The 25,299-nt window shown below is 58.2% G+C and carries 20 protein-coding genes; 4 read left to right on the top strand and 16 right to left on the bottom strand.

What is annotated here, in order from left to right; genetic code table 11:
* Positions 1-39: 39 nt before the first annotated feature.
* Positions 40-1,575, top strand: a complete 1,536-nt coding sequence (locus tag JMJ54_RS14575; protein ID WP_203539288.1) for a BCCT family transporter — start codon at positions 40-42, stop codon at positions 1,573-1,575.
* A 15-nt stretch (positions 1,576-1,590) separates the two neighbouring features.
* On the opposite strand, the gene JMJ54_RS14570 is transcribed toward JMJ54_RS14575, so the two are convergent.
* Complete coding sequence (locus JMJ54_RS14570) at positions 1,591-1,899, bottom strand: hypothetical protein (RefSeq protein ID WP_203539287.1); 309 nt, start codon at positions 1,897-1,899, stop codon at positions 1,591-1,593.
* A gap of 194 nt (positions 1,900-2,093) precedes the next feature.
* On the opposite strand from JMJ54_RS14570, the gene glmS reads away from it, so the two are divergent.
* The gene (glmS, locus tag JMJ54_RS14565; protein ID WP_203539286.1) at positions 2,094-3,920 is read left to right on the top strand and encodes a glutamine--fructose-6-phosphate transaminase (isomerizing); all 1,827 of its coding nucleotides are present in this window, start codon (positions 2,094-2,096) and stop codon (positions 3,918-3,920) included.
* Positions 3,921-4,129: 209 nt separating this feature from the next.
* Here glmS and JMJ54_RS14560 read toward each other — a convergent pair whose 3' ends face one another.
* Positions 4,130-5,332, bottom strand: a complete 1,203-nt coding sequence (locus tag JMJ54_RS14560) for an NAD(P)/FAD-dependent oxidoreductase (RefSeq protein WP_203539285.1) — start codon at positions 5,330-5,332, stop codon at positions 4,130-4,132.
* Positions 5,333-5,464: 132 nt separating this feature from the next.
* Here JMJ54_RS14560 and JMJ54_RS14555 point away from each other — a divergent pair, with 132 nt between their 5' ends.
* Positions 5,465-5,980, top strand: coding sequence for an RrF2 family transcriptional regulator (locus tag JMJ54_RS14555; RefSeq protein ID WP_203539284.1), 516 nt, complete (start codon positions 5,465-5,467; stop codon positions 5,978-5,980).
* A gap of 64 nt (positions 5,981-6,044) precedes the next feature.
* Here the strand turns inward: JMJ54_RS14555 and JMJ54_RS14550 are convergent, their stop codons facing one another.
* The 6 genes from JMJ54_RS14550 to JMJ54_RS14525 form a co-directional block, all read right to left on the bottom strand.
* On the bottom strand, positions 6,045-7,175 hold the full coding sequence (locus JMJ54_RS14550; RefSeq protein ID WP_203539283.1) for an erythromycin esterase family protein: 1,131 nt from the start codon (positions 7,173-7,175) through the stop codon (positions 6,045-6,047).
* On the bottom strand, positions 7,166-7,606 hold the full coding sequence (locus JMJ54_RS14545; protein ID WP_203539282.1) for a toxin-activating lysine-acyltransferase: 441 nt from the start codon (positions 7,604-7,606) through the stop codon (positions 7,166-7,168). The genes JMJ54_RS14550 and JMJ54_RS14545 overlap by 10 nt, the downstream gene beginning before the upstream one ends.
* A 75-nt stretch (positions 7,607-7,681) precedes the next feature.
* The gene (locus tag JMJ54_RS14540) at positions 7,682-9,577 is read right to left on the bottom strand and encodes a hypothetical protein (protein WP_203539281.1); all 1,896 of its coding nucleotides are present in this window, start codon (positions 9,575-9,577) and stop codon (positions 7,682-7,684) included.
* Complete coding sequence (locus JMJ54_RS14535; RefSeq protein ID WP_203539280.1) at positions 9,570-11,690, bottom strand: peptidase domain-containing ABC transporter; 2,121 nt, start codon at positions 11,688-11,690, stop codon at positions 9,570-9,572. Before JMJ54_RS14535 ends, JMJ54_RS14540 begins: the two co-directional genes overlap by 8 nt.
* 1 nt (position 11,691) lies before the next feature.
* A complete protein-coding gene (locus JMJ54_RS14530; protein ID WP_203539279.1) occupies positions 11,692-12,930 on the bottom strand; it encodes an HlyD family secretion protein in 1,239 nt (412 codons plus the stop codon).
* A 284-nt stretch (positions 12,931-13,214) separates the two neighbouring features.
* Positions 13,215-13,397, bottom strand: a complete 183-nt coding sequence (locus JMJ54_RS14525; RefSeq protein ID WP_203539278.1) for a hypothetical protein — start codon at positions 13,395-13,397, stop codon at positions 13,215-13,217.
* A gap of 1,633 nt (positions 13,398-15,030) precedes the next feature.
* Here JMJ54_RS14525 and JMJ54_RS14520 point away from each other — a divergent pair.
* Positions 15,031-15,747 (top strand): helix-turn-helix transcriptional regulator, encoded by a 717-nt coding sequence (locus JMJ54_RS14520; protein WP_239000113.1) that lies wholly within the window; start codon positions 15,031-15,033, stop codon positions 15,745-15,747.
* Here the strand turns inward: JMJ54_RS14520 and JMJ54_RS14515 are convergent.
* Genes JMJ54_RS14515 through moeB form a run of 8 tightly spaced genes read right to left on the bottom strand, consistent with a single transcriptional unit; the run spans position 15,742 to position 25,299 of the window.
* Complete coding sequence (locus JMJ54_RS14515) at positions 15,742-17,649, bottom strand: metal-dependent hydrolase (protein ID WP_203539277.1); 1,908 nt, start codon at positions 17,647-17,649, stop codon at positions 15,742-15,744. The two genes, JMJ54_RS14520 and JMJ54_RS14515, sit on opposite strands and share 6 nt — an antisense overlap.
* A 20-nt stretch (positions 17,650-17,669) precedes the next feature.
* The gene (locus JMJ54_RS14510; RefSeq protein WP_203539276.1) at positions 17,670-18,608 is read right to left on the bottom strand and encodes a ferritin-like domain-containing protein; all 939 of its coding nucleotides are present in this window, start codon (positions 18,606-18,608) and stop codon (positions 17,670-17,672) included.
* An 11-nt stretch (positions 18,609-18,619) separates the two neighbouring features.
* Positions 18,620-19,909, bottom strand: coding sequence for an APC family permease (locus JMJ54_RS14505; protein ID WP_203539275.1), 1,290 nt, complete (start codon positions 19,907-19,909; stop codon positions 18,620-18,622).
* Between the two features lie 2 nt (positions 19,910-19,911).
* A complete protein-coding gene (locus tag JMJ54_RS14500; protein WP_203539274.1) occupies positions 19,912-20,259 on the bottom strand; it encodes a hypothetical protein in 348 nt (115 codons plus the stop codon).
* Between the two features lie 13 nt (positions 20,260-20,272).
* Positions 20,273-21,013: a sterol desaturase family protein gene (locus JMJ54_RS14495; RefSeq protein WP_203539273.1), complete on the bottom strand. Its 741-nt coding sequence runs from the start codon at positions 21,011-21,013 to the stop codon at positions 20,273-20,275.
* A complete protein-coding gene (locus JMJ54_RS14490; protein ID WP_203539272.1) occupies positions 21,010-23,679 on the bottom strand; it encodes an aminotransferase class III-fold pyridoxal phosphate-dependent enzyme in 2,670 nt (889 codons plus the stop codon). Before JMJ54_RS14490 ends, JMJ54_RS14495 begins: the two co-directional genes overlap by 4 nt.
* Positions 23,680-23,685: 6 nt before the next feature.
* The gene (locus JMJ54_RS14485; protein ID WP_203539271.1) at positions 23,686-24,123 is read right to left on the bottom strand and encodes a hypothetical protein; all 438 of its coding nucleotides are present in this window, start codon (positions 24,121-24,123) and stop codon (positions 23,686-23,688) included.
* Positions 24,124-24,144: 21 nt separating this feature from the next.
* Complete coding sequence (gene moeB, locus JMJ54_RS14480) at positions 24,145-25,299, bottom strand: molybdopterin-synthase adenylyltransferase MoeB (RefSeq protein WP_203539270.1); 1,155 nt, start codon at positions 25,297-25,299, stop codon at positions 24,145-24,147.

Raw genomic sequence — 25,299 nt, 5'->3', positions numbered from 1 at the left:
CGGTGTTAGCCTAAAAAGAAGCATTCACCGGAGAGTTGTATGGTCTTTATCGTTTCACTCGCCATCGCCCTGGGCTTCGTCGCCTGGGGCGTGATTGCGCCGGCCAGCATGAGCGCCACCACCCAGGGCTTGCTGTCGGGCACGATCGGCAGCTTCGGCTGGTTCTACCTGCTGTCGGTGTTCGGCTTTCTGCTGTTCGCCATCTATCTTGCCTTCGGCCGCTTTGGCTCGATCCGGCTCGGCGGCGACGATGCCGAACCCGAATTCTCCCGGATCAGCTGGTTTGCAATGCTGTTTTCGGCCGGCATGGGCATCGGTCTCGTGTTCTGGGGCGCAGCCGAGCCGCTGGCCCACTTCGCCACCCCGCCATCGGGCGATGCGCTGACCGCCGACGCCGCACGCACCGCCTTGCGTTACACCTTCTTCCACTGGGGCCTGCACCCTTGGGCGATCTACAGCGTCATGGGGCTGGCGATTGCCTATTTCAGTTTCAACCGCGGTCTGCCGACGCTGGTGTCCGAAGCATTCCGGCCGCTGTTCGGCGACCGGGTCAACGGCGTGCTGGGCCAGCTGGTCGACATCCTCGCGATCATCGCCACCGCCTGCGGCGTAGTCACCTCGCTCGGTCTGGGGACGCTGCAGATCGGCGGCGGCCTGACGCATGCGCTGGGCGTGCCGGATACCGACTCGCTGCACATCGTCATCATCGTCGTCGCAATGGGGCTGGCGATCGCCTCGTCGCTGTCAGGCGTCGGCCGCGGCATCCAGTGGCTGTCGAACATCAACATCGGCATCGCCTTCCTGCTCCTGCTGGCGGTGTTTGCCTTTGGCCCGACGAAGTTCATCTTCGAATCGTTCACCACCACGCTGGGCGGCTACATCAACAACCTGTCGTACATGAGCTTGCGGCTGACCCCGTTCAGCAAGGGTTCGTGGGTGGCCGACTGGACGCTGTTCTACTGGGCCTGGTGGATCACCTGGGCGCCGTTCGTGGGCCTGTTCATCGCCCGGGTTTCCAAGGGCCGGACGATCCGCGAATTCATCGTCGGCGTGCTGCTGGCCCCAAGCCTGGTCAGTTTCCTGTGGTTCTCGGCCTTCGGCGGCACGGCAATCCACCAGCAGCTGATGGAAGGCATCAACCTGCTCGCGGTCCAGCACGAGGACTATGCCAAGACGCTGTTTGCCATGTTCAACGCCTTGCCGCTGACCCAGGTTCTGTCGGTGCTGGCGCTGGCGCTCATCGTGAGTTTCTTCGTCACCTCGGCCGACTCGGCCAATCTAGTGCTGGGCATGCTGTCGACCAAGGGCCGTCAGGATCCACCGGCGTGGATCAAGATCGTCTGGGGTTTCGTCATCGGCGCGATGGCGGTCGTGCTGCTGTTCTCGGGCGGCCTCAAGGCGCTGCAGACCCTGTCCATCGTCTCGGCCTTGCCGTTCGCGCTCATCATGGTCGGTCTGTGCTTCTCGCTCTACAAGGCACTGGCCGAGGACGATCGCGCCCGCGCGCACAAGGAAAAGGCACGCCGCCATGCCGTCGACGCCATGCTGGCGCGCGACCCGCATCTCGGCGATTGAGTCGGCTGCGCGTCCTCAGGGTTCGGTCTGCGGATCGCGGCTCTGGTCGTGGGCCTGATCCAGCAGCGCATTGACGAGGCCGATCGTGCTGTGGCGTGCAGCCAGGCCGTCGACACGGGTAAACGCCTCGTCCATGGCCTCGTGCAGCTCGCAGGCCAGCTGGAACAGCATCCGCTGTTCCCGGCCGTGCGTGCAGGGCAGGTAGTAGTTGATCTCGTCGACGAGATCATCGGCAAGCTCGTGCGGCAGCACGGCAGGCGCGGTAAGGATACGGTCCATCAGGCGCACCCCGAACATCCCGAGCGACAGCAGCTGTGTGGCCATGCGAACTCCCGCCCCGGAAAAAAGCCGGAGCCTCCGGGCGGGTCCCGTCCCGTCCAGTTTTTACTCTAGTCGGCGCAAACCGTCCGCCCATCGGTTGCGCGGCCAGGCCGACAACCGGCTTGCGGGTTTTTCTGTAACGACAAATCGACGTTCATCGCATAAATTTTGTGCAACGCAAAATTCTGGAGTGGTTCATGTGCGGTATTGTCGGCGCGATTTCTTCACGCAATGTGGTCCCGGCACTGATTGCCGGTCTGGCCCGGCTCGAATACCGGGGCTACGACTCGGCCGGCGTCGCGGTCCTGGATGAGGAAATCCGTCGGGTGCGCCGCGTCGGCCGTGTTGCCGAGCTGGAAGCGGCAACGCGCGAAGTCTCGCTGACCGGATCGCTGGGCATCGGCCATACCCGCTGGGCCACGCACGGTGGCGTCACCGAACCGAACGCACACCCGCATGTTTCCGGCGGCCTGATCGCCGTTGTTCACAACGGCATCATCGAAAATCACGACCAGAAGCGCGACGAACTCAAGGCGCGCGGCTACGTGTTCGAATCGCAGACCGACACCGAGGTCATCGCCCACCTCGTCCATGCCCACTATCGGGAATCGGGCGATCTGCTCGGTGCGGTACAGCAGGCTGCGCAAGAGTTGACCGGTGCCTACGCCATCGCCGTCATCGCCCGCGACCATCCCGACCAGATGGTCGTCGCCCGCATGGGTTGCCCGCTGCTGATCGGTCTGGGCGACGGCGAGAACCTGATCGCCTCGGACGTCTCGGCCGTGCTGTCGGCAACGCGCCGGGTGATTTTCCTCGAAGAAGGCGATACCGCCCGCCTCCGCCGCGACGGCATCGAACTGTTCGACCGCCACGGCACCGCGATCACCCGCGAGGAGCACCTGTCCGACGTGTCGCTCGCTTCGCTCGAACTCGGCCCCTACAGCCACTACATGCAGAAGGAAATCCACGAACAGCCGAAGGCGATCGCCGATACCATAGCCCCGCTGCTCGACGCCGGTTTCGTCCCGGCGCTGTTCGGCCCCAGGGCGGCGGACCTGCTGCCGCAGGTGCAGGGTGTGCAGATCATCGCGTGCGGCACGAGCTTTTACGCCGCATCGGTCGCGCGTTACTGGATCGAGGCCATCGCCGGCGTGCCGTGCAATGTCGAGGTGGCCAGCGAGTACCGTTACCGTACCGTCGTCGCCAACCCGTCGCACCTCGTCGTCACCATCAGCCAGTCCGGCGAAACGCTGGATACGATGGAGGCACTGAAATACGCCAGATCACTTGGCCACGACAAAACGCTGTCGATCTGCAACGTGCGCGAAAGCGCGATTCCCCGCGCTTCGGACCTCGTGTTCTACACCCGCGCCGGCGCCGAGATCGGCGTGGCATCGACCAAGGCCTTCACGACCCAGCTGATCGCGCTGTTCGCGCTTGCCGGTACGCTCGCTAAATTACACGGCCGCCTCGACGACGCCGCCGAACAGGGCTACCTCGACGCATTGCGCCACCTGCCCGGCTCGGTGCAGCACGCGCTCAATCTCGAACCGCAGATCACCGCCTGGGCGCAAAAGTTTGCCACCAAGGACCACGCGCTTTTCCTCGGCCGCGGCCTCCACTATCCGATCGCGCTCGAAGGCGCGCTCAAGCTCAAGGAAATCAGCTACATCCACGCCGAAGCCTATCCGGCCGGCGAGCTCAAGCACGGCCCGCTCGCGCTGGTCGACGACAACATGCCCGTGGTGGTGATCGCGCCGAACGACAGCCTGCTCGAAAAGGTGAAATCGAACATGCAGGAAGTCCGCGCACGCGGCGGCGAGCTGTTCGTCTTCGCCGATCTCGACAGCCATTTCAGCGAGTCGGACGGCGTCCACGTCATCCGCACGCCGCGCCATATCGGCGTGCTCAGCCCCATCCTCCACGCCGTGCCGGTGCAGCTGCTCGCCTATCACGCCGCGCTGCAACGGGGCACCGACGTCGACAAACCGCGCAACCTCGCCAAATCGGTGACGGTCGAGTAAACCGCGTCCGGCCGGTTCTTCGTACGGAGTGGCAGTCACCTGTGCCGCCCGGAGCAGCCCCGTTTTCGGGTGTGCGGAAACCGGGGCAGGAGCGCTGCGGAAAACAGTCGACTCCGGGCGACGCATTGCACGGCGTCCCGGACTCCCTTTGTTACCGCGCATGACACCTCAGGCAGGGTGATCAAGCGCTCGGGTACGAGGCAGAAAAACTAGACGAATTTCGCCAGCGGGTCGGCAGCTGCAAAGGCGGCATCGCGATCGGCTGCAGGCGGATAGATCAGTTCGTTGGTGATGGCGATCTTGAGCTTCTTCGCCTCGTCACGGACCAGTTTCACCTGCTGGTCCCACCCTTCCGTGTACACCGCCCCCCAAGCGCCCAGATCGAGGCAGGTTACGTAGTTCACCTGCCGGTAAGGCAGCGGGTCGACGCCCAGCAGGCTGGCCGCGACGTTGTGCCCGGCAAACTTGCCCAACTGGATCGCATGCTGGCAGGTCATCAGCGCCGTGTTGCCGACGTCGTCCGTTTTGGCATGCGCCATGTCGCCGGTGGCATAGATGTCCGGGTGACCGGGGATTCGCAGCTCCGGCGTGACGATGAAACGCCCCTGCGGATCACGATCGGCAGCCAAGGCGTCGCCGAGCGGGCTGGCCTTGACCCCGGCGGTCCAGACCACGGTAGCTGCGTCGATGCGGCTGCCGTCCTGCAGCGTGACGCCGGCAGCATCCACCACTTCGACGCCGGTATTCAGCCGCCATTCCACCCCGAGTTCGTCGCTGGCCTCGCGAATTACCTCGCGCAGCGCTTCGCTGTAGCGCCCGCCGATCACGGAACCGCGCTCAACTACGATCACTTTGGTATTCGTTTCATTGCCGAACAGCGATTTCAACCGTGACGGCAGTTCGGTGGCCAGTTCGATGCCGGTAAAACCGCCACCGCAGACCACCACGGTATTGCGCGCCGTGCTGTCCGGCTGTTTTGCCAGTGCGGCGAGGTGGTCTTCAAGACGCTGCGCGGTCTCCATCTGGTCGATGTCGAACGCGTGTTCGGCCATGCCCTTCACGCCGGCATGCTGCAGGTGGCTGCCGCCGGCAAGCACCAGCCGGTCGTAAGTGATGCGGACCTTTTCGGCCTGCGCATTGCGGTACCAGAGCGCTTTTTCCCGGCTCTCGAGCTGCTCGACGCTACCGGCAATGAAACGGATGTCGAGCGCGGCAAACAGGGGCTGAAGATCCGCCGTCATCCTGGCGACATTCGCTTCATAGAAGCGCGGCCGGACCCGAAGTTCGGGCCGCGGTGACAGCACGGCAATCTCCAGATCATCACGGCCCTGAAGGTGTGCCAGACGCGCTGCGCCGACAGCGGCCCACATGCCGGCAAAACCGCTGCCGATGATCAGAATGCGTTGCTTCATGGTGTGTCCTTTCGCGTATTCGGGCCAGCCGGCCCCGACAACTCCCACTGTACATGTCCGAGTTAACTCCGACAAGATCTTTCTGAGTACCTGCGCTATCATCAGCCAGACAGAACCTGAGCGGAGCCTCCGATGGCGTTTTACAGTTCCGGCGTGGAATACGGCATTCACAGCCTGATGAACATGGTCGATGCCAAGGGCAACGGGCGTGAAATGAGCGTGCGCGAAATGGCGGAACTGCAGAATGTTCCGTACGACTACCTTGCCAAGATTTTCACCAGCCTCTCCCGCGCCGGGCTGGTGGTCAGCTCGGAAGGCAAAGGTGGCGGGTTCCGGCTTGCACGCGCCAGCGAACTGATCACCGTGCTGGACGTGGTGCAGGCCATCGACGGAAGAAAGTCGGCGTTCGAATGCCGCGAAATCCGGCAGCGGCTGGCCCTGTTCGACGAGACGCCACCCGCGTGGGCCTGTGACGGCCCCTGCGGCGTCCGCGCCGTGATGGACAGCGCCCAGCAGCGCATGGAAGAGGAGCTGGGTCGGCATACCATCCTCGACCTGGCGCGCAGGATGTACCGGAAAGCACCGGATACGTTCACCGTCGAGGTGAAGCAGTGGATTACCGACCGTCGCGGCAAGGCATCGGCCTGAATCCGGGCGCCGCACGCGCGTCCGGAGCCCGTTCGCCTCATCCCGCGAAGCAGCCCAGGCTCATTCAGCGCCGAATTTGCCTGGTCGGGACGATATCCCTGGTGAACACGATGGCGTCGATCAGCCCGCGTTCATCCGGACTGGAAAAAACCCGGTTCAACTGGCAGGACGAGGAGTAAGCCAGCAACCGGACCTGAATGTCGTCGTCCAGATCAAGGGCCTCGGCAGCGCAATCGAGTCTGGCCGGCATGGCGGTGACCAGCGCGGTGTCGAACCCGAGAGACGACAACTTTTCCTCGATGAAGCCCGGTGCTGCGGCCGGAATTTCGAAAGTGCCGCCCGTTTCGAAATTGACGATTTGGCCGTCCTGACCGCTCAAATGGCAGACATACACATCGTCGCCGTACCATGACTTCACAAATCCGCCCAGATTGCCTTCCATCGGCAAATCATGGCAGGCATGCCCCCACAGTATGACTTTCTCGCCGCTGTGCCGCGATTCGTAAAGATAGCGGAAATTGTTGGCCATCTGCAGATCACGCGACTGCCCTAATTCGGTAAACGCATAGCGCGCCTTCAGGTTTTCAACCATCAGCCTCCAGAAATCAGCCCCCTGCAGACCCTCAGCCGACAACGATTGGTCGAGACGGAAAAATCCGTCCTGCATGATCTCCCTGCGCGCCGCATGCCCGACCGGTTCCAGCGACAAATACGCCTGACACAGCCCGAGAAAATCATCCAGCCCGAATCGGTCAATGCGGTTCGTATCGAGATACGCCACCAGCTCGGAAACCAGGCATTGCCTGGAATAGTGCCCGCCCATCGGCACATCGACACCGGCCAGACGCAGTGCCTTCCCCGTACCGGCACTGGATTCGATATGGTCGAACAGGATTTCCAGCTCTTCGGCATTGGCATACATGCGGAAAAGCGCCCCTTCGATCCGTGATCGCAATGGCAAAGACGCTGCGTTCTCTTCTATTTTCAGACCGTCATAAAATCCGCTGGCCATACACAGCACCGAGAAGTCATGCCGGGTATGCAGGTATTTCACGATGCGGCTCATCAGCGCGTAATCGCTGCCCGAACCATGCGTCTGGGTACTGATCAGGAATATTCTGGCCGAACCAACCGACTGCCCGAGCAACGACCAGAATTGATCGGGCGCCGCTGCGACGGCACACTTTATCGCCATTTTTTCATTCTGATGAAAGAGCCATCAATCTTCCGTTTTGCCGAATAAATGTCCCGACCGCCAAAATCGAATGTTTTCAGGTACTGGAACACCGGCTTGAAGTGATTGCGATTGACACACAAATCCATGATCCAGATGATCTCGCCATCATTCCATTCGCTGGCATGCAGGATGTAATCCTTGTCTCTGAGAATGGTTGCCAGCGTCTTCTCCGATACCATGGCCCACGTCACGAAGCCGACCGGATCGCCACCGCCATCAAAGAAAAACTTACACTGCTCATGCAGTACGGGCATCCTGATCCATTGCGGAATCGCCGCGAACTGGAACTGCATGTATTTCTTGTTCTCGGACATGATTTTTGCTGCAAATCCGACCTGCCGGCTAATCCCCTCCTCAAAAGAGTCGGGCTCAAACTTGATTTGCAACATCGGTCTCTCCGGCATGCAATAAATTGAACAACACTGAAGTTGGCACAAAACGGCCTTGATTGAAAATCACCCGTATCAGGTACTGAACTGCGGCACCTCTACGAGAAGCGCCTCCAGCACGATCGGTACTTCAAAATCAGCCACCCAGTGCTTTCCGACACGAACGGGATGAACGATCTGATTGCCATGCCTCAACTGGAAATTGTCGTTCAAGCAATCTTTCGGAAAATAACCGTCGGACAGCACATATCGGAAAATGTCGCGTGAACCTGGCGCGCTGTAAATCTCCGCGCGATACGCAAGACCCGGTACCAGCGTAACGAATTGACGGCAGTACTCGAACTCGCTCCAGAAGGCACGTGTACGGATGGTTTGGTCCAGCACGCCGGATACAAAGGCCGTCATGGCCGAAAGCAGTTCATCACCGACCGGGTGCGTGTCGATCAATTCATTGATGTTGCCCTGCAACCGGTCCCGGTAAAGCGCCGACAAATCGGCCGCAAACTGATCGATACGTCCGGCAAGCAACCGCTTGAACGCCGGCTCGGCAATACCCATGCTCGACATCACCGTTTTTGCACCGGCAAAGACTTCGCGATACAGCTCTACCAATCTTTCTATCGCATGATATTTCTGCACATCACTCGCGCACTGATCGACGGCTAGTGCCTCCCCCTGACTGGCAGCCAGCTTGAGGAAACCGGTAATGTCACAGCCCCCCAATGAATCGGGAATGGCCCCCAGCGGCTCGTCGTCCAGCGTGCCGTCCCTGGCGAGCGCAACAATCAGATTCCCCAGCTCGGTGCTCTGTTCGTTTTCGACCAGAACGGACAAAGGAAAGCCCGCGATGACAAGCGAAGCCTGCACGATGCCCTGATCGTAGTGCTTGCTGTAGTTCCGCTCGACCTCCAGCGACATCGCCGGCACATCGGTCGTGATATCGGGATTCAGGTACTTGTTGGCGTAAAAAACCAGCGACGTTACGTTGCCGGCCAGCTGCTGCGCCTCATGCCAGATTGCAGGAAAACCGCGTGAGAGAATCGGGTTGCCATAGCCACTCAATGCCGATGAAGTGCCGAAATCGATGTACTTCCCGCCAAGTTCGATGTTTCCCTGCGTCAGCGAGCCGTGTGCAAGGCGCAGCATTCTGGAGTACGCCACCTGCTTGGCGAATTTTTCCGATGTTGCCCTCAATGCCCCGATGACTTCATCAAATGGCGCTTCATCCGGCACCGACAATGCCTTGCTCATCATCGCCATCGCTTGCTCGGTACGAACCGCGTCATGTACGAAATGCGCACCCAGCTCTTTCTGCGGCTTGTAAAAAGGCGCCCGCTGATAATGTGCAGGCCTGAGATTGGCCTGCCTGATCATCAGGCCGCCGGGTGGCTCGGTCTGCCCTTCCTTCCTGAGCAGACCGTAATCGAATGCCGTCGATTTGCCCGTTGCAATGACGGCCAGTATCCGTACCGCGCCGAAAGGCAACTCCTGGTTGAATACCTCGCTCCAGATGGCTTCGCGAATGCCTTCCTCAATCGTTGCGCCACCATGGGTATGCCAGAAGTCCATCTGCCGGCCGACCAGCAGCGATCGGCCGATTCCCTTGGATTGAAAGTGGCCATTCAGCCCGCAGCGCACGCCACCACCATTGCATTGCTCGCCGAAATCACCATAGCGTTCGGCCAGAAATTCGCGTCTGTCGTTCAAATCGAATGCAGCCGGATCGTCACGCTCGTTCGGAATCATGTATGCAAACGACTCCAGCAACGCCGTCTTCAATGCATCGATGTCCGCCGTCGTTTGAATCGCGATGCCCAGCTCGGTCATCAGATCAAAGTTGATCCATGCAATGCTGGCATTGCGCAGCCTGCAGGCTTCAAACTTCAGGAACGATGCTTCAGGCAAGAAATTCCTGTAAAGCGGCGTATTTTCTTCAGTGACAAACCTGGACGTTGCAAATGCTTCAAACATGGCTGCTCGCTTTACTGAAGGCTTCGTTGATGCGGCTTAAATCGATCACGCGATCCGCCGACCTGATGGTTTCCGGCCGGTGGGCAATGATCAACCGGGTAATACGCATTCTTTTGATCGATTCGTTGACGCACTGCTCGCTGTCGACATCGAGATGGCTGGTCGCTTCGTCCAGAAACAGGAATTTGGGCTGCTGATACAACGCTCTTGCCAGCAGGATGCGCTGCTTCTGCCCACCGGACAGCGTTGTCCCCATATCGCCAACCAATGTGTAGTATTGCATTGGCATTTTGAGAATCTGCGAATGAATCCCGGCAAGCTGGCAAACTTCGATCAGCCTTTCGCCATCATGCTGCGCCGAAAACATCACGATATTGTCCTTGATGGACCCCGACAACAGCTGATCATCCTGCATGACCACGGCAACCAATCCGCGCAGCTGCTTCAGTTTGACTTTTGACGAATCGACATCGCCAAAGACGATCTGCCCCGACGTCGGCTTCAGGATACCGGTCAATATTTTCAGCAGCGTCGTTTTTCCGCAACCGGACTGCCCGATAATGGCCACGGACTCGCCTTCCGCAACATCGAAGTTGATCCCGGACAGGATCGGCTCGTCTTTCTCCGAATACTTGAAGCTCAGGTTCCTGACCGCAATCGAATAAGAGTCGATGTGCCGATCCACCTTGTCGATGTCCTGATACTCCTCCGACTCATTGAGCGCAATATCGGCCAGCCTTTCGCAATGAACGCCGAGCATTTTCATCGAAACGACCATATCGACAAATGAAGCCAGACGCGAGATGAACTGGCTGCTGAATGCAATGTACGCAATCAGCATGCCGATCGACAGGGATTGATTCATCACGAGCTGCGCACCGATCGCCACGACCAGAACGGCCTGCACCCCGAAAATCAGGCCGTTTACCAGATCGTAAAGTATGTGCAGCTTCTTCGAGTTCGCCTCCGCGTTGGCCATATCCACGGCCAGATTGAACCAGGACGACTTCCGGGCATCTCCCATCCCGTTCATCTTGATGCTGCGCACACCGCGAATGGTCTCAAGAAAATGATTGTCCGAATTTGCGGATGTGACGATGAATTTCTCGGTTGCCTGTTTCAAAGGCGAGATCAGTGCAATCCGGATGGCTATGTACAACAGCGTGGCCAGCACGGTGATCAGGGTCAAGGACGGACTGTAGACCACCATCAAGATCAGCATGCCGATGGCCATGACGCCATCGAATAGTGCGCCGAGCAAAGCCCCGGAAATGGTCTCCTGAATGCTTCTGAATGAGCGGAACTTGGAAACGACATCGCCGGCGTTTCGTTTTTCAAAGAAGTCGATCGGCAGGCTCAGCAGCTTCCGGTACAAATTGACCGACCATTGCAGACTGATATGGATGCTCGCATGCAGGATGTACCAGTCGCGGATGGCCTTAACCGTACCGACCATCAGGCAGACAATGACGAACCCTGCACTTAGTATCAAAAGCAGACCGCGATCGCTGCTGGGGATCACATTATCGATGACCCACTGCCCGAACAGCGGTACAACCAGTGATAGCAATTCGAGTGCCAAGGCCACCAGAAGTATTCTTGCGACGATGCCCTTCAGGCCCGCCACGGTACCGATCAACGATCCGAGCGAAACTTTCTGCCGTTCTTTTTTCTCCTCGAACGTGCTGCTGGGCCAGAGTTCCAGCGCCACACCGGTGAATTTCTTGCTGAATTCGGCTTTGCTCAGTTCAATGAGGCCGTCGGCCGGATCATGGATGGTGAACTTGTCGCCCTGAATGCTTTTCAGGACAACATAATGATTGAAATCCCAGTGCAGAATGATCGGCAACTTGACTTCTGCAAATTCGTCGATATCCAGCCGGATCGCGCGACTGTTGAATCCCAGATCCATCGCGACGCTATTGACGCCAGCCAGTGTCAACCCGTTCAGGGTTACGTTGATTTTCTTCCGGATATGGTACAGATCGATATCGTAGCGATAATATCTCGCCATCATGGCCAGGCATGCCAGTGAACACTCGGATGCCTCGGACTGATAGATCACCGGCAGATGATGTGCGGGGCTCAATTTGAAGCCTAAGTCCAGTTTCATCTTATGCGCTTTCTTTCAAACTAAAAATCGGATCCAGTATCCATTCGTACAGTTTGCGAGTTTCCACTTCTATTTCAGCCTGCACGGCCATCCCCGCACGCAACTCGGACATGACACCGTAAGTTTCAATATCCTGCCGCGGCAGTTCGACGATCAGCTTGTAAAAGAAGCCCCGATTGACCATCTCGTTTTTCAATTCACCGGATGCAATGGCAATTTTGGAAATCTTCTTGACCTTCCCCTTGGGTGATCCAAACTTCTGATAGGGATACGAGTCGTATTTCAGATTGACGACCGAGCCTTTCTTTACGAATCCGATCGCGGCGGACGGCACATACAGGACGGCTTCAAGCGTTGCACCATCCGGATAGATGCTGGCCAGCAGCTGTCCCGGAGCAACAAACTGTCCCTTCATCACCAACAGTGAAACCAGTTCGCCGCCGGTAGGAGCAATGATGCTGGTTTCCTGGTTGGCTTCGCTCTGAATCAAATCCGTCTTTGCAGATCCGATTACCCGCAGCAACTCTTCCTTTTCTTTTTTCTGGGCCAAGGTCAGCGCCTGATCCTGGGTCAAAACGCTTTTTATTTCTGCGTCCAGTTCCAGCGTCGCCTTTTTCAGATCAACCAGTTGGGCCTCCTGATCAATCAGCTCCTGTTCCTTCTGCTTGAGCCCCATGTCCGAGATGAAACCACTGTCTTTCAACTCGATCTGCTTCTTGTAGCTCTGGTTGATGATGTCGAACTTCCGTTGTTGCACTTCACGCTTTTCCTGAAGCAGCATATAGCTTCCTTTCAGAGCAACCAGCTTTTCGCGCAGCGTGTTTCTTTTGTTCACTGCCGACTCGGCATCCAGAAACTGTTCCTTGTTCAGACTGGATATCTTGTCCTCGACCGATTTGCTGAGTGATGCCTGTACTGGCGCCTTGGCGAAGCGCTCGTTGGAAATGGCAAATAGCGTTTGCCTGGGCCTTACTTTCACGCCCTCCTGCGCTTTTATTTCCATCACAATGCCGCTGGACGTGGCCAGTATCTTCAGTTCGCCATGATCCGGCTGCAGGCTACCCTGCACCGAAATTTTTCGGGTATAGCTTGTCAGCGTGGCCATGGCCACAAGTGAAACGATCAGAATGGCTGCTGCAATGGCAATGGCGCGAAGTCCGAATGGGCGTGCCAGCACAATGGACCCCAAGTTCTGCGAGTCCGTATTTTCCAGGGCTTCTTTTCTATACAAATCTGTCATATCAATCCGAACAAACCCGTGCTTATTTATTGCCTTACTGCACGATCAGAGAAGCTGCTTCGTTTGTTTTATTTAGCTACCCGACGGATACCTGAAAACATTGAGTTCAAATTTAACTCGCCTCGATTGGCGTAATGTGCGGTCTACCCGGACAATCTTCTTGGGCTCGCCCGTGCTTTGGCGACAATCCGGGACTTTCCACTTTCATGGGGAAAGAGCCGGGCATGCCCGGCCCTTTCACACGGTCATTTATTCAGCGGCATCTGCCCGCTGAAATGGCCGAATTAGGCTTCCCACGAATACTTCACTTCGGTGGGGTTGCCGCCGGTGCTGCCACCGCCGGTGCTGCCGCCGCCGCCAGAAGTCGGCGGAATGGTCAGGTCGGTACCCGGGCCTTCAAAGGACAGACGCACTTCAGTAGCGCCACCAGCCACCGCATTCATTTCATTCAGGGAAAGCAAACGCATAGTTAAATACCCTTTTGCAAACGATTGTTTAGAAAAAAAGACAACTCCAGAGTAAGAAGTTGCCGAATTGATCTTACGACATGGTCATAGCTGTCAGTTATACCGTTAATTTTGATCAAATTTTCTGTTGTTTATTTGTCAAGCGATCTTTCGTCCTTGCTGAGTCTCGACAGGCGTGGCACGACGCATTTGCTGATGCTGAATGGTGCACAGCAGTACAAGCAGAATCGGAATTTGCACTGTTTGTTCATGCACTTCACACACTGTGGCAGCCTGCAATCGGCGGCTTCTTTCGATCAATCAACGCCTTTTACGCTGAAATTACAAAAGAATCACGTAAGATTTGAGTCAACAACTAGAGGAACATCCATCTATCGGTGCCGGACGGTGCAATTCGAGCGTTTGTTTTCTGACCAGCCTCAGCCGATTTCCGGATGCTGACTTGGCCCCGTCGCGCCAGGCTGAGGCGGAATCGGTGCAAACATGCACGCTGTCATACGACTCCCTCTTGTGTCTGCTTGTGAACCCTCGCCATTTCATCAGGAATGAAAGGCGCATTCGCATTGGCCACCCGGCTTTCGAACAGGTGCAATAAGAAAAGACCACAACCTTGTGGTTGACGGCCTTTTCCATTGAATATATTTAGAGCCGGAAATTTCGGCACTCTGTTCGACTGACAGAGGTATCTGCTCATGCAACGGACGAGCCATATCGGGCATGGCATTCGGTAATACGAGCAATCGAGATTTATCCGGACACACAGTGCTCAGTACCGCCCGGTCGGTACAACATTCCGGTGGTATAGATTGCGCCAAATGACCGCCTGCTGAAGAACGAGGAATAAAACATTCCGGAAATCCAGGCTGGTGGCGACGAAGCCCGCAGCTTTTCCTGCCTTCCTGCCGGGCGGGTCATGCCATCCCAGCTTTCGGCAGACTCGGACGGATTCTCTACCTCGAGTCCGGCTGACCGCAGACTACGCCTGCTCTCTCGAAGTTGCGGCGCCGACAGGACACGTGACTTCGCAAGTCGATAGCGGTCAGGTAAACCGCCTCATTCTGCAGGCTGCTCAGGCCAGGAAAGCCCGAAAAGATCGAAGTCGTCGATCCTTTTCAAGGTGGAGGCTGGCCGGGCTGGTGCAAAGCCAGGGCGCAGCCAAGCACAACCTCAACGCAGAAGATCCTTATGCAATCACAGCGCTGCGGATTACCTGCCCTCGGTCCCACCGTCAGCATCCCTCTCTGACAACGCATACCTTCTGTCGCCTACCAACGGCAGATGACGTAACGCGTTGTTATATAAGGACGTCATAAAATAACCAGACAATGGAATGCCAATATGGACCGACAGCTTAATTACAACAGCATATTCGAGACATTTGCCATCACCATCACCAGCAATTACGCTGCAGTTGCATACTTGATCAGAATGTAGTAAGCACTAAATTGGGGAGCGCAAGCGCTTCATCACGGAAGAGTCTCGTCCGTTAATTCGCATCCATCATGAATTTCATTCATAAATGATTGATTTCATGGGGACACACAGCCGCAACGCTGGTGGGAGACCGCGTGGAGACGATGTTTCGCCCTCGGGCGGATGACTTCCTGATCACAAGAAACTGACAGATACACAAATGTACAATATGAATATGCTAGGCGTCATCGACCGACTGACGCAGATAAGTAACAGGCAGCAGCTGGCGCAATGGGCGAACTCCCATTTCCTGGAGCATTGTGGCGCCAGCAGCGTCTTCATCGGGTTTGGCCGGATGATGCCAAACCTGTCGATGACGCCATATTTTGTTTCCCCGCACTTCCCCGACATCCTGATCAAGACACTCGAGATCAAGGACCAGTTTCTGACGATGCCACTGCTCAACGAGTCGCATCATGCCAAGGCCCCGATCATGCATGATTTGTCTTCGGGCGATGACGATGCCCTTTGGCATTCATTGTTCAGGCAAAAAGGGGTTTCCTTGGTCGTTGGCTCAACCAACTTTGAAGCACGAGATGGTGCCCTGACCTACGTTTGCGTCACCGATCCCAAAATTGCACTGGATGCCAAAAATCACGACGCACTCCGGACAGGACTGTCCGTCGTCACGGCCATCCTGCACGGCGTGCTGAACCGCCTCGCCTTCGACGAAAGCCAGCAAAACAAGAATATGTCGATCAGCACGCTGACACCTCGTGAGCGGGAAATCCTGGGGTTCATTCGGCTCGGAAAAACCAATTCCGAGATTTCCTATATTCTGGGCGTTGCCGAATCAACGGTAAAAAATCATGTTCAGCGCATATTGATCAAGCTTCAGGTTTGCAACAGAACTCAAGCCATCGCCAAGATTTTATAAGGCCGGTTCTGCCTGTTCCTTTTGCAGGTATGCGTTGATCAGCGGCAGACTATCCACATCCCACGGTTTGTAGCTCGGACTGAAATATTTCAGAAAATCCGATGTCGTCCGGGTAAAAATGCCGTGCCAGCCGAACAGGTAACTCAGCAGCGAAGCGTACGTTGACAGTTTCAATAGCGGTGCATCCTTCCACAGGAGATAACCAAGCCGCAATATGATGCCGGGCAGCATGACGGTACCCAACAGGATGAACATGCCGATAACCATGCCGAAATAGCGCCCACCCAGGTATCGGTAAATATCAAAGCACACCGATTTGTGCGCCAGTTCCTCGACCGCATGCCATTCCCATAGTTTCAGCATTACCGGATCGCAGTCGGGAAACCATTCGTCGATATTGTCCAGTCCATACTGTGCGAATGCTGCGGTCCAGTGCTCCACTGCGACAAAAAGGGACAGGAACAGGTTTTGGGGCAGTACCCGCGAGAAGAACGAGAAGACTTTGCGCTCCCAATCTTCCATGCTTGCAAGCGCCGGATAGGCCAAGTGCAGGCATTCGCGGTTGAACCGGGAATGCACGGTGCCGTGATTGGCTTCCTGATCGCAGAACTGCCGGACCTCGCGTTGCAATTTGCCATCATGAATTTGCGAAGCCAAAGGCATCAGACTGCGAATCGCACAGAACTCGATATTGGGCAGCAAGCTCGACATCGTGTTCCAGAAATGGCTTTTGACGACCGATCCGCCATTCCAGCGGGCCGGGTCGCAGCGCCCGAAATCCAGCTCCGGCGATGCGAAACTCAGTTCGACCGGGGTACTGCTCGGCGATCCTCCTCCCGATCGATTGTCATCGCGACCATGCGCAGCACGGTATGCATCGAGCCGAGGATGGATCAGCCGGCGCCAGAGGCCAGGCATCAGCGTCAGGATGAACAGCAGCGGATAGCTGAGCGGCAAGCGCGGGCTGTCGGGCAGGCATTGCAATTCGCCGTACGGCTTGTTCGGGTTGACGTGGTGATCCGCGTGCTTCTGCACCGAAATCAGCACCAGATTGCTGAACGGCAGATCGCAGTCCCAAGCGTGGCAAGCAGTCACCGTCTCCATCTGGCCGGCTGCATCGACACGCCGTTCCAGCCCGTAATGGCCGATGTAATTCATCATTTCCAGGACCAGAATGCCGATCATGGACTGGAGCAGGAAAAACACCAGCCCTACTGCACCGAACAGTGAAAAGATCAGCGCAGCCCAAATCGCGCTCATTGCATAACCGAACAGGTTTTCCCAGACGATCCGGCGCTGGAACAGCGGCACCTTGACGAAGCCGTCCCCTTTCCTGCCCCACCAGCCGAACAGGTTCACCGCAATCGCCTTGGGCAGAAAGCCGTACAGCGATTGCCCGTACTTGGCGGAGGTGGGGTCGCGGTCGGTGGCCACAAGCAGATGATGGCTGTGAACGTGGGCCAGTTTTGCACCGGAATAAAGGCTGGTCGAAAAGAGCAGGATGCCGATCACCCGCTCCAGACGGTTACGGTGGTGAATCAGTTCATGGGCAGGGTTCTGCGCGTACAAGGCGGAAAAAATGCCGGCAATGAACAGCAAGGCAGCCGCCTCGTAGCCGTTCAGATCATGGGTCGTCACATACCAGGCAAAAAAGAAGATATTGCCGATCTGCAAAGGCAGGCTCATCGCCACGATCAGCACCTCGCTGATCGGGCGAACCGTCGCCGCGCGCGCGCCATCCTTCGTACCCCGGCTTGCCACCCAATCGGCCAGCGGAATGGCGCCGAAAATGAACACGATGGCCGCATAGACAAAAGCAAGGCCGCCATAGGCGCCCGGCCACATGGCATATGTTCCGTAGCACGTCAGCGCAGGCAGGAAGAACGCGATATAAGGTGACATGGCAATTGAGCTTCTGTGGGTTACAAGCCGATGCGCTGCATCCGGTTTTGATGCTCTTGCTGGATCTGCTCCATCAGGATGTAGGCCTGATCCTTTTCCGAAACATCACGAATTTTCTTGCCCTGGAAGATTTCGATATCGCCCACCTCTTCCATGTACTGGTCGGTGACCAGCTGATAGAGGTGGATGTAGTGCTGAATGGAAGATTCGAAGACGTCGGTCATCAGCTTGTGGAATTCGGAAGCCAGCCGCTGCATCCGGTTGCGTGACGCATCGCCCAGCTTCGTATACCGGCTGATGATGGCCTCGCCGAAGCGGACGTGATGGACTTCGTCCGAGAATGCGCCGCGAATCAGCTGGGACAGGCTCGGGTCGAAGACCGACCAGTAGGCCGATTCGTAACGGTAAATCGGATAGGCCATTCCTTCGAGAATGATGTTGTGCGCCATCATCGCCGCGGCAAAATCACCCTTGTCGACCTGTTCGCGGATCAGGTCATAGAAGGAACGCAACTCCTTCGTCGTCATGTCTTCCATCAATTGGTCGCGCTGCTGCGGCGAGACGCCGAACTGTGCCAAACGCTCACAGAACACTTCGTAATGCCGCGTTTCGTCGACCGTCTGCGTCGCGAGGAAAACCTGCGAAGCCTCATCGGGCGCGTGCTGCATGAGCTTGGCAATGCCGGTATAGGAGACGCGTTCAGCGGTCAGGAACGTGGCAATGTCCAGCTTGTAGATCTGGTTGACGAGCTTGTCGTCATGGACCGCATGGTGGGTCACACCGATATCTGGCCGAATGCCGTAACGCGTATCCCTGAGCGTGCGCCACGGTGCACGCTCGAGCCAGTGCTGGACATCGAAACGGGACGGATCCCAGTCGTCGGCAACGAATTTCTCCTGAGCCAAAACCTCAGACGTAACGCTCTTGCTCGGCGATTCAGCAGCAACGGATTCAATCACTTTCGGTTTCCTCAGGCTTTTATCAAAGTAGGACGGTACAGATAGGTGCAAATCGCGCCGATGACTGCCAATTCACCCAGGAGGATGAGGCGTGCGATTTTTGCCTCCGGCTCGGCAATGACACCGACACCAATGACGGCAAGGAAAAGCATCGTGGGCCAGACAATCAGCGGATGCAGCGGTTGCTTCACCCCGCGCCGATCCGGCTGCCGGCGGATTTTCAGCCAGGCCAACAGAATCAGCGCGTAAACGGCAACGAGGTGAGCGCTGAACAGACGGCTCAGCGAGGTATTCAGTACCGGTGCTGCCATCAGCGGCGCCATCAGCATCACGCCTGCCGAAATGAACAGCATGGCGTTTCTCGGGCTCAGCCTCGGCCCGTGCAATTGCGCGAACCAAGCCGGAATTTCACGTTCGCGCGCCAGGCTGTACAGAATGCGCGCGGCACCCGACAAACCCACGTTGAACGAGCTGAGCACGGCCAGCAAACCGACCAGGGTCGCTAGCCACAGTGCGGCCGGTGAGGCGATGACACGGGCCAGTTCAAGGTGAGGCAGCGCTAGGCTGCCCAGTTCGGCCGCAACGAAATGCTTTTGCAGGGCAGCGCCAAAAGTGCCGTACAGCAGTGCGATCGTGGCCACCGAAATGATCAGTGCGATCGGCAGCGTCCGGCGGAACGCATCGTGACGCGAGACATGCATGACGGCCCATTCGATGCCGACAAACAGGAACAGCGCACGCGGCACGGCGCCCAGCAAGCCGTCAATCCTGGTCGGTGCCACCGCCGGATGAGTCCCGGTTGCGGGCTCGGCAAAGGCCATGACGGCCAGCACCAGCATGAGCGTGACGACGGCGACGGTAATGGCGATTTGCAGGTTCAACGACAATTCATAGCCGGACAGGTTGACCATCAGTATCGACAGGACCAGCACGAGCAATACCAGCACGGCAATTGGCGGGGACAGGACCTGCAAGAGCAGCAAGTAACACAGATAGCCCTCAAGACCGCCGATCATCATCATCATCACGACGTAGAACAGCGTGATACTCAGCGAAAACCGGTTGCCGAATGCCGCCTTGGTAAATGCCCGGATGCCAATCGCTCCCGGAAAGCGCGATGCCAGCTCGGTAAAGCACAGGACAATCACGCCCATGCACAGCCCGGCAATGCCGAGCGCGGCGAACAATGCCGACCCCTGCACGAACGGGAACAGCGAGACCAGCACCGTGTTGCAACTGATGGTGATGGCCATGCCCACCGCAATGGCGCACAACCTCAGGACATCAAAAGCGTTTTTCACGCTCAGATTCCCCACAGGATCAGTGCAATCGCGTCGAGCTTGACCTGATCATTCATCTGTCCATAGATCTCGAGCAATCCGTCATTGTTGGCCCGGATGCCGTTGATTTTTCCCTCGAATACCGCGCGGAGCGTCGCGCCGTCGCCGACGATACGGATCGGATTGTCGTTGCCATTGGCGATATCGCCGAGATGGATCTGGCCGATCTGGCCGCGATCGATATTCATCCAGTAACTGGTCGCCGTATCGTTTTCTTCGAGCACGATATCGGTATCCCAGCTTTTGACAATGCGCTGGATTTGCGGGTTTGCGTTGACCTGGAGTTTGAAGTCTTCAAGTATGTTGAGCATCGTTCCTGTCCCATCACTGCGATGATTGCTGGCCGACCAGCTGCCAGATCGCCGATTCGTTCTCGTTCCAGTCGCTGCTGAAACGGTAGTGGTCACGTGCACGCACCAGGCGTGCATCGTCTTCGTCCAGCCCTGCCGTCGGCGGATTCTTGCTGCGCGGCGCGTCGTGTACCTTGCCGCCGGTCTGGCACACCACGTCGAAGACCAGGGCGGCCGGAGTAATCGTGAACCAGCGCTTCTCGTTCCAGTGGTGGTGGCCCATGTGCTGCTGACGGATGTAGCGCAAAACGGGTCCGGGCTCGTACGGCGAATGGACGATCAGGTGCCACCATTCGAACATCAGGTAGCCGGCCATCAGCCCGGCGCTGAGCGCCGCGGCCTGCCAGACGTCACCACTGACCCAGTAGAACAGCACGACATTGAGCAGCAACGCCGGCAGCGTGTACCACACCGGGGTGAACAGCAGGTCGAGCCGTCGCGGCTTGTCGTGATGCCCCAGATGCAGCCGGTACAGCAGCCGGTACAGAAAGGCGTTGCGCGGAATCCTGCCGTGGAAGACCACCACATGGCTGAAGTACTCCTCCGGCAGGTACAGGCACCAGCCGATGAAGAAGCACAGCAGCGACTGCGACCACGGCAGCTGCGTCACAGCGGCAGCCGCGCAGCACACCGACAGCACGCCGTAGAACAGGACGCTGTGGTCGGAGAAATAGGCGCGCCGCAATGCACCGAGGTAAACGGCCTGCGCACTCATAGCAGCGCACCTTCCGTTTCAAGGTGATGCACGCGCAAATCCAGCTCGCCTTCGGTGGTGGCGATGCAGTCCGAAAAACCGTGCGACAGCGCAAGCCGGTAGATGCGCAGCGCCTGATCGTAGGGAATCCGGTTGCCAAGGCTGTACGACTGCTTCACGCCGCTCATCGACAGGGCGACGGTTTCCGACAGGCAGGCAAGGTTCAGCGTCGGACAGAAGCCAAGGATGTTGGCGCGGCCGAACCGGTAGGGCTCGACGAAACGCACCACACCGCCTTCGAACACCACCACGTCGGGGCGCTCTTCGCGAACGCTGTCCTTCAGATCGGGCGGGCGGGCCGCGTCGCAGACGACAGCCGACTGCCGCAACCATGCCGGCTCGATGAAGCTGTGACCGGCGCTGGTGGCCGACAGCACGCCATGGGCATTGCGCATCGCGTATTCGATGCTGACCGAAATTTCGATCGGCGCGGCGCCGGGCAGGTGCGACTCGATCAGTTGCCGCACGGCACGGTAATCGGGTGCACCGTCGCTCAGCAGCATCTGGTTGCAACGCGCCATCACGGTCTGGCGATCGAGCAGGTGCTCGCGCAGATAGTTCGCCAGCCCCGACGTTGAATGCTGCTGCATCTGCACCAAGGCCTGTGCGTAGATTTCGCCGGCTATCTCGCCGAGCTGATCGAGCGCCTGCGCGTTTGCCGAGTTGCCCACCAGGATCAGCGAGGCGTAGTAGGTTGCGAGGTGGATCGCGGCCAGCCGGCCGACCGACCCGGCCGCGCCAACGATGGCAATACGGCTGTCGCCCGACTGCTTCCCGGTCGTAACCAGCGCCTTGTGCAGACTTTCGGCACTCGCGATTGCGGTGAAGCTGTTGCCGGTAGTGATCGGAATGCCCTCGCCGACGATATCCATCCCACCGCGTGAAATGATCGACGTAAAGGCGCCCAGACCGATGATGTCGGCGTTGACCGACTTGGCTGCCTCGACATACTGCTTCAGCAGTTTCATCCGTTGCTGCTTGGGCAGGCGGATCATGCGCTCGGGGGGCAACGGGCAGGCAATCAGCCAGCCTTCGACATAGCCGCCCAGCTTGGACTTGATGCGCGGTGCGTGGAATACCGGTGCCGGCTCGTAGCGGCGCGAGAACCAGCTGGCCATCCACTGCTGGAATTCAAGCTTGTGTGACTCGTTCAAATCGATGATCGAGCGCGGCATGATGTTGAGCAGATCTTCGGCCGACGTCGGATGGATCAGGAAGGCGAAGCTGCCCAGCCGCTCGGGGTCCCCGCCGACGTTCGGTTCGCGCAACGCTTCCATCGGCAGCGCGACCGGCGGCTTGCACGAATAGCTGATCTCCTCGGGCTGACGGCCGACCACGTAGGCGAACAGCGACGAGAACTGCTTGTTGCGGATCAGCAGCGCGCACTCGGACAGCGCCGTGATCAGGCGATCGATATGCTCGCGCTCGATGATCAGCGACGGTTCGATCCGCAGCAGATCCTGGCGGTTGAACAGCGGCGCGACGATGATGCGTGCGACGTTGACGAGATAACCGCAGATCAGCGGTACCAGATAACCCTGAATGCTGGCGTGGGCCAGGAAGTAGCTCTCGGCGCCACAGAACGGCTTGAGCCGCAGGCTGTGCATCAGGCCCGTGCCCTGGTGCTGGCTGAACACATCGGGATACTGGCCGACCAGCGTCTCGAGAGCCTGATCGAGATACGCGGAGATCGAATCCACATGGCGCATCAGCGCACGGTCGTTTTCCTTGAGCCTGGCCAGCGTCGACAGGGCAACACGGCATGCGACCTGGTTATTGGCGAAGGTCGAGCTGTGATACATGCCGAAGGCTTCGCTCCAGGCGCCCTTGGTACACAAGGTCGCGCCGATCGGCACCAGTCCGCCACCGAGCGCTTTCGACAGGCACATGATGTCCGGACGGACGCCGGGAACCCGCTTGATCGAGAAGAATTCGCCCAAGCGGCCCAGACCGGTCTGGATCTCGTCGGCGATCAGCATGGCACCGTGCCGCTTGCACAACGCGGCAGCGTGCTGGATGTACTCGGCCGACAGCGGCTGCATGCCGCCCTCGCCCAGCACGGTTTCGAAAATGAAGCCGGCAACCTCGTGCTCGGCAAACGCGCGTTCGAGCTGCTCGAAATCCTCCGGCTCGACCTTGACGCTTTGCGCAGTGCTGACGAGGAAGGGCTCGCTGTAGACCGGGTTGCCGGTGACCGTCAGCGCGCCGCTGGTCTTGCCGTGGAAGCCCAGGCACAGGCTGATGATGACTTCGCGGCCCGTGGCGGCCCGCGCCAGCTTCAGCGCGGCCTCGACCGACTCGGCGCCGCTGTTGCTGAGCACCGCGTAGCTGAAATTGAACTCGGGTTCGAGCGACACCAGCTCCTGCGCCAGCGACTTGGCTGCGCGGGTATAAAACGGCTGCACCATCGACGGCTCGCCGCGGCCGGCGCACAGCGCGTCCCAAGCCTGCTCGGGGTTATGGCCGAACGGCACCGCACCGTACTGCGCGAGGAAGTCGAGGTACTGGTGGCCGTCCTCGTCATACAGATAGACACCCTCGCCGCGTACCATGGTCTTGTTCAGCTGCACGTGCCGCAGCAAGTAGTCCCGGTCCGGATTCAGATAACAGCTTTCGTTGTTGTTCATATGAAATTATTTCCAGAGATAGCTAGCAACGATTGCGCCAGTACCGAGGCTCGCGCTGATGAACATGGAGAGACGATAGACGGAGAAAAGACTTTCCTTTTCCGAATCAAGGGCAAAAAAGACACGTGGCCACAATACAAGGCTGCCATAGAGATGGCAGCCGGCCATCAAGAGAAGACCGATCGTTTTTGAAATTGCCTCAGGGGCAAAAAAAGGCTGACTCCCCAGCAATGCCAGGCCAATACCGGACATCAATGTCAGCACGATCAGCAAATAGAGCAATGGCGCCGCCCGCGTACCCTGCGCCTGCATCAGATCGGCATACCTATTTCCGCCTTGCGATTTGTACATCGGAAACAGCAAGGTCAGATTGAAGTACATCGCGCCGATCCACGACATCATGGCAATGACGTGGACCAGGATCAGCATCTTGTAGAAAGTCATGATTGAATTGGCGGTCCGGGGTTAAATCGCGCAGGCAAAGGCTTCGATCGGTTTGATTTGGATTTCGTCCCGGTGATGCGAACACAGGCACTGTTCGGCCTTGTCGATATCGAGCATCGAGAATTCATTGTTCAGCGCATCGACCCGCAGCATTTTTCCCGACAGATTGCGACCGATACCCAGCAGAAGCTTGATGACTTCGACTGCCTGCAGCAGGCCGATCACACCCGGCAGCACGCCGAGCACACCGGCCTCGGCACACGAAGGCGCCATTTCCGGCGGCGGCAGCTCCGGATACATGCAGCGATAGCACGGCGCCTCGTCCGAGGCTGCAAACGTCGTGACATAGCCTTCAAAACGGTAAATGGCACCGTGCACATTCGGAATGCCGAGCTTGACGCAGGCATCGTTGACCAGATACCGGGCCTTGAAGTTGTCGGAGCCATCCACGACCAGGTCGTAGTCCTGCAGCAATGACAATGCGTTGCTTTCATCGAGCAGCACAGGATGCTTGATCACCTTGATCTGGGAATTCAGCCGATGGATCGCAGCTTCGGCCGAGTCGACCTTGAGCTTTCCCAGCTGGTCTTCACCATGGATCACCTGGCGTTGCAGATTGCTGCTCTCGACCACGTCCGGATCGACAATGCCCAGCGTGCCGACACCGGCGGCGGCCAGATACAGCGCCACCGGCGAGCCCAGCCCGCCAGCACCGAGCAGCAGCACCCGGCTGCTCTTCAAACGCAGCTGGCCCTTTTCACCGACCTCGGGAATCAGCAGGTGGCGCGAATAGCGCTCGCGATCGAAGACGCTCAGTTGCTGCGGAACGCGCGTCGGCAAACCGGCATCCTTCCATTGCTTGAAGCCCCCCCGGACGCTGAACACCTTGGTGTAGCCGAGGTTGATCAGGCTTTCGGCCGCAAACAGCGAACGCAATCCACTGGCGCACATCACCGCAATCGGGCGGTGCACGTCGTCGACCAGATGATGGATGTTCAATTCCAGCTGACCGCGCGCGAGATGCTGCGCCGGCTCGGGCAGACCGCCCTTCACCTCTTCGGCATCACGAACGTCGATCAGCACCGCGTCGTCATGCCGGAGCATGTCCAGCACCTGTTCGGCGGGAATTTCGGGGATCGCGGCTCGCAAATGGACTGCACGCTGTTCGTAGCTCAA

Source organism: Jeongeupia naejangsanensis (genome assembly GCF_016865585.1).
GTDB classification, from domain to species: Bacteria; Pseudomonadota; Gammaproteobacteria; order Burkholderiales; family Chitinibacteraceae; genus Jeongeupia; species Jeongeupia naejangsanensis.
The sequence above is the reverse complement of the archived record's forward strand: the minus strand, read 5'-3'. Positions and strand labels throughout refer to the sequence as shown.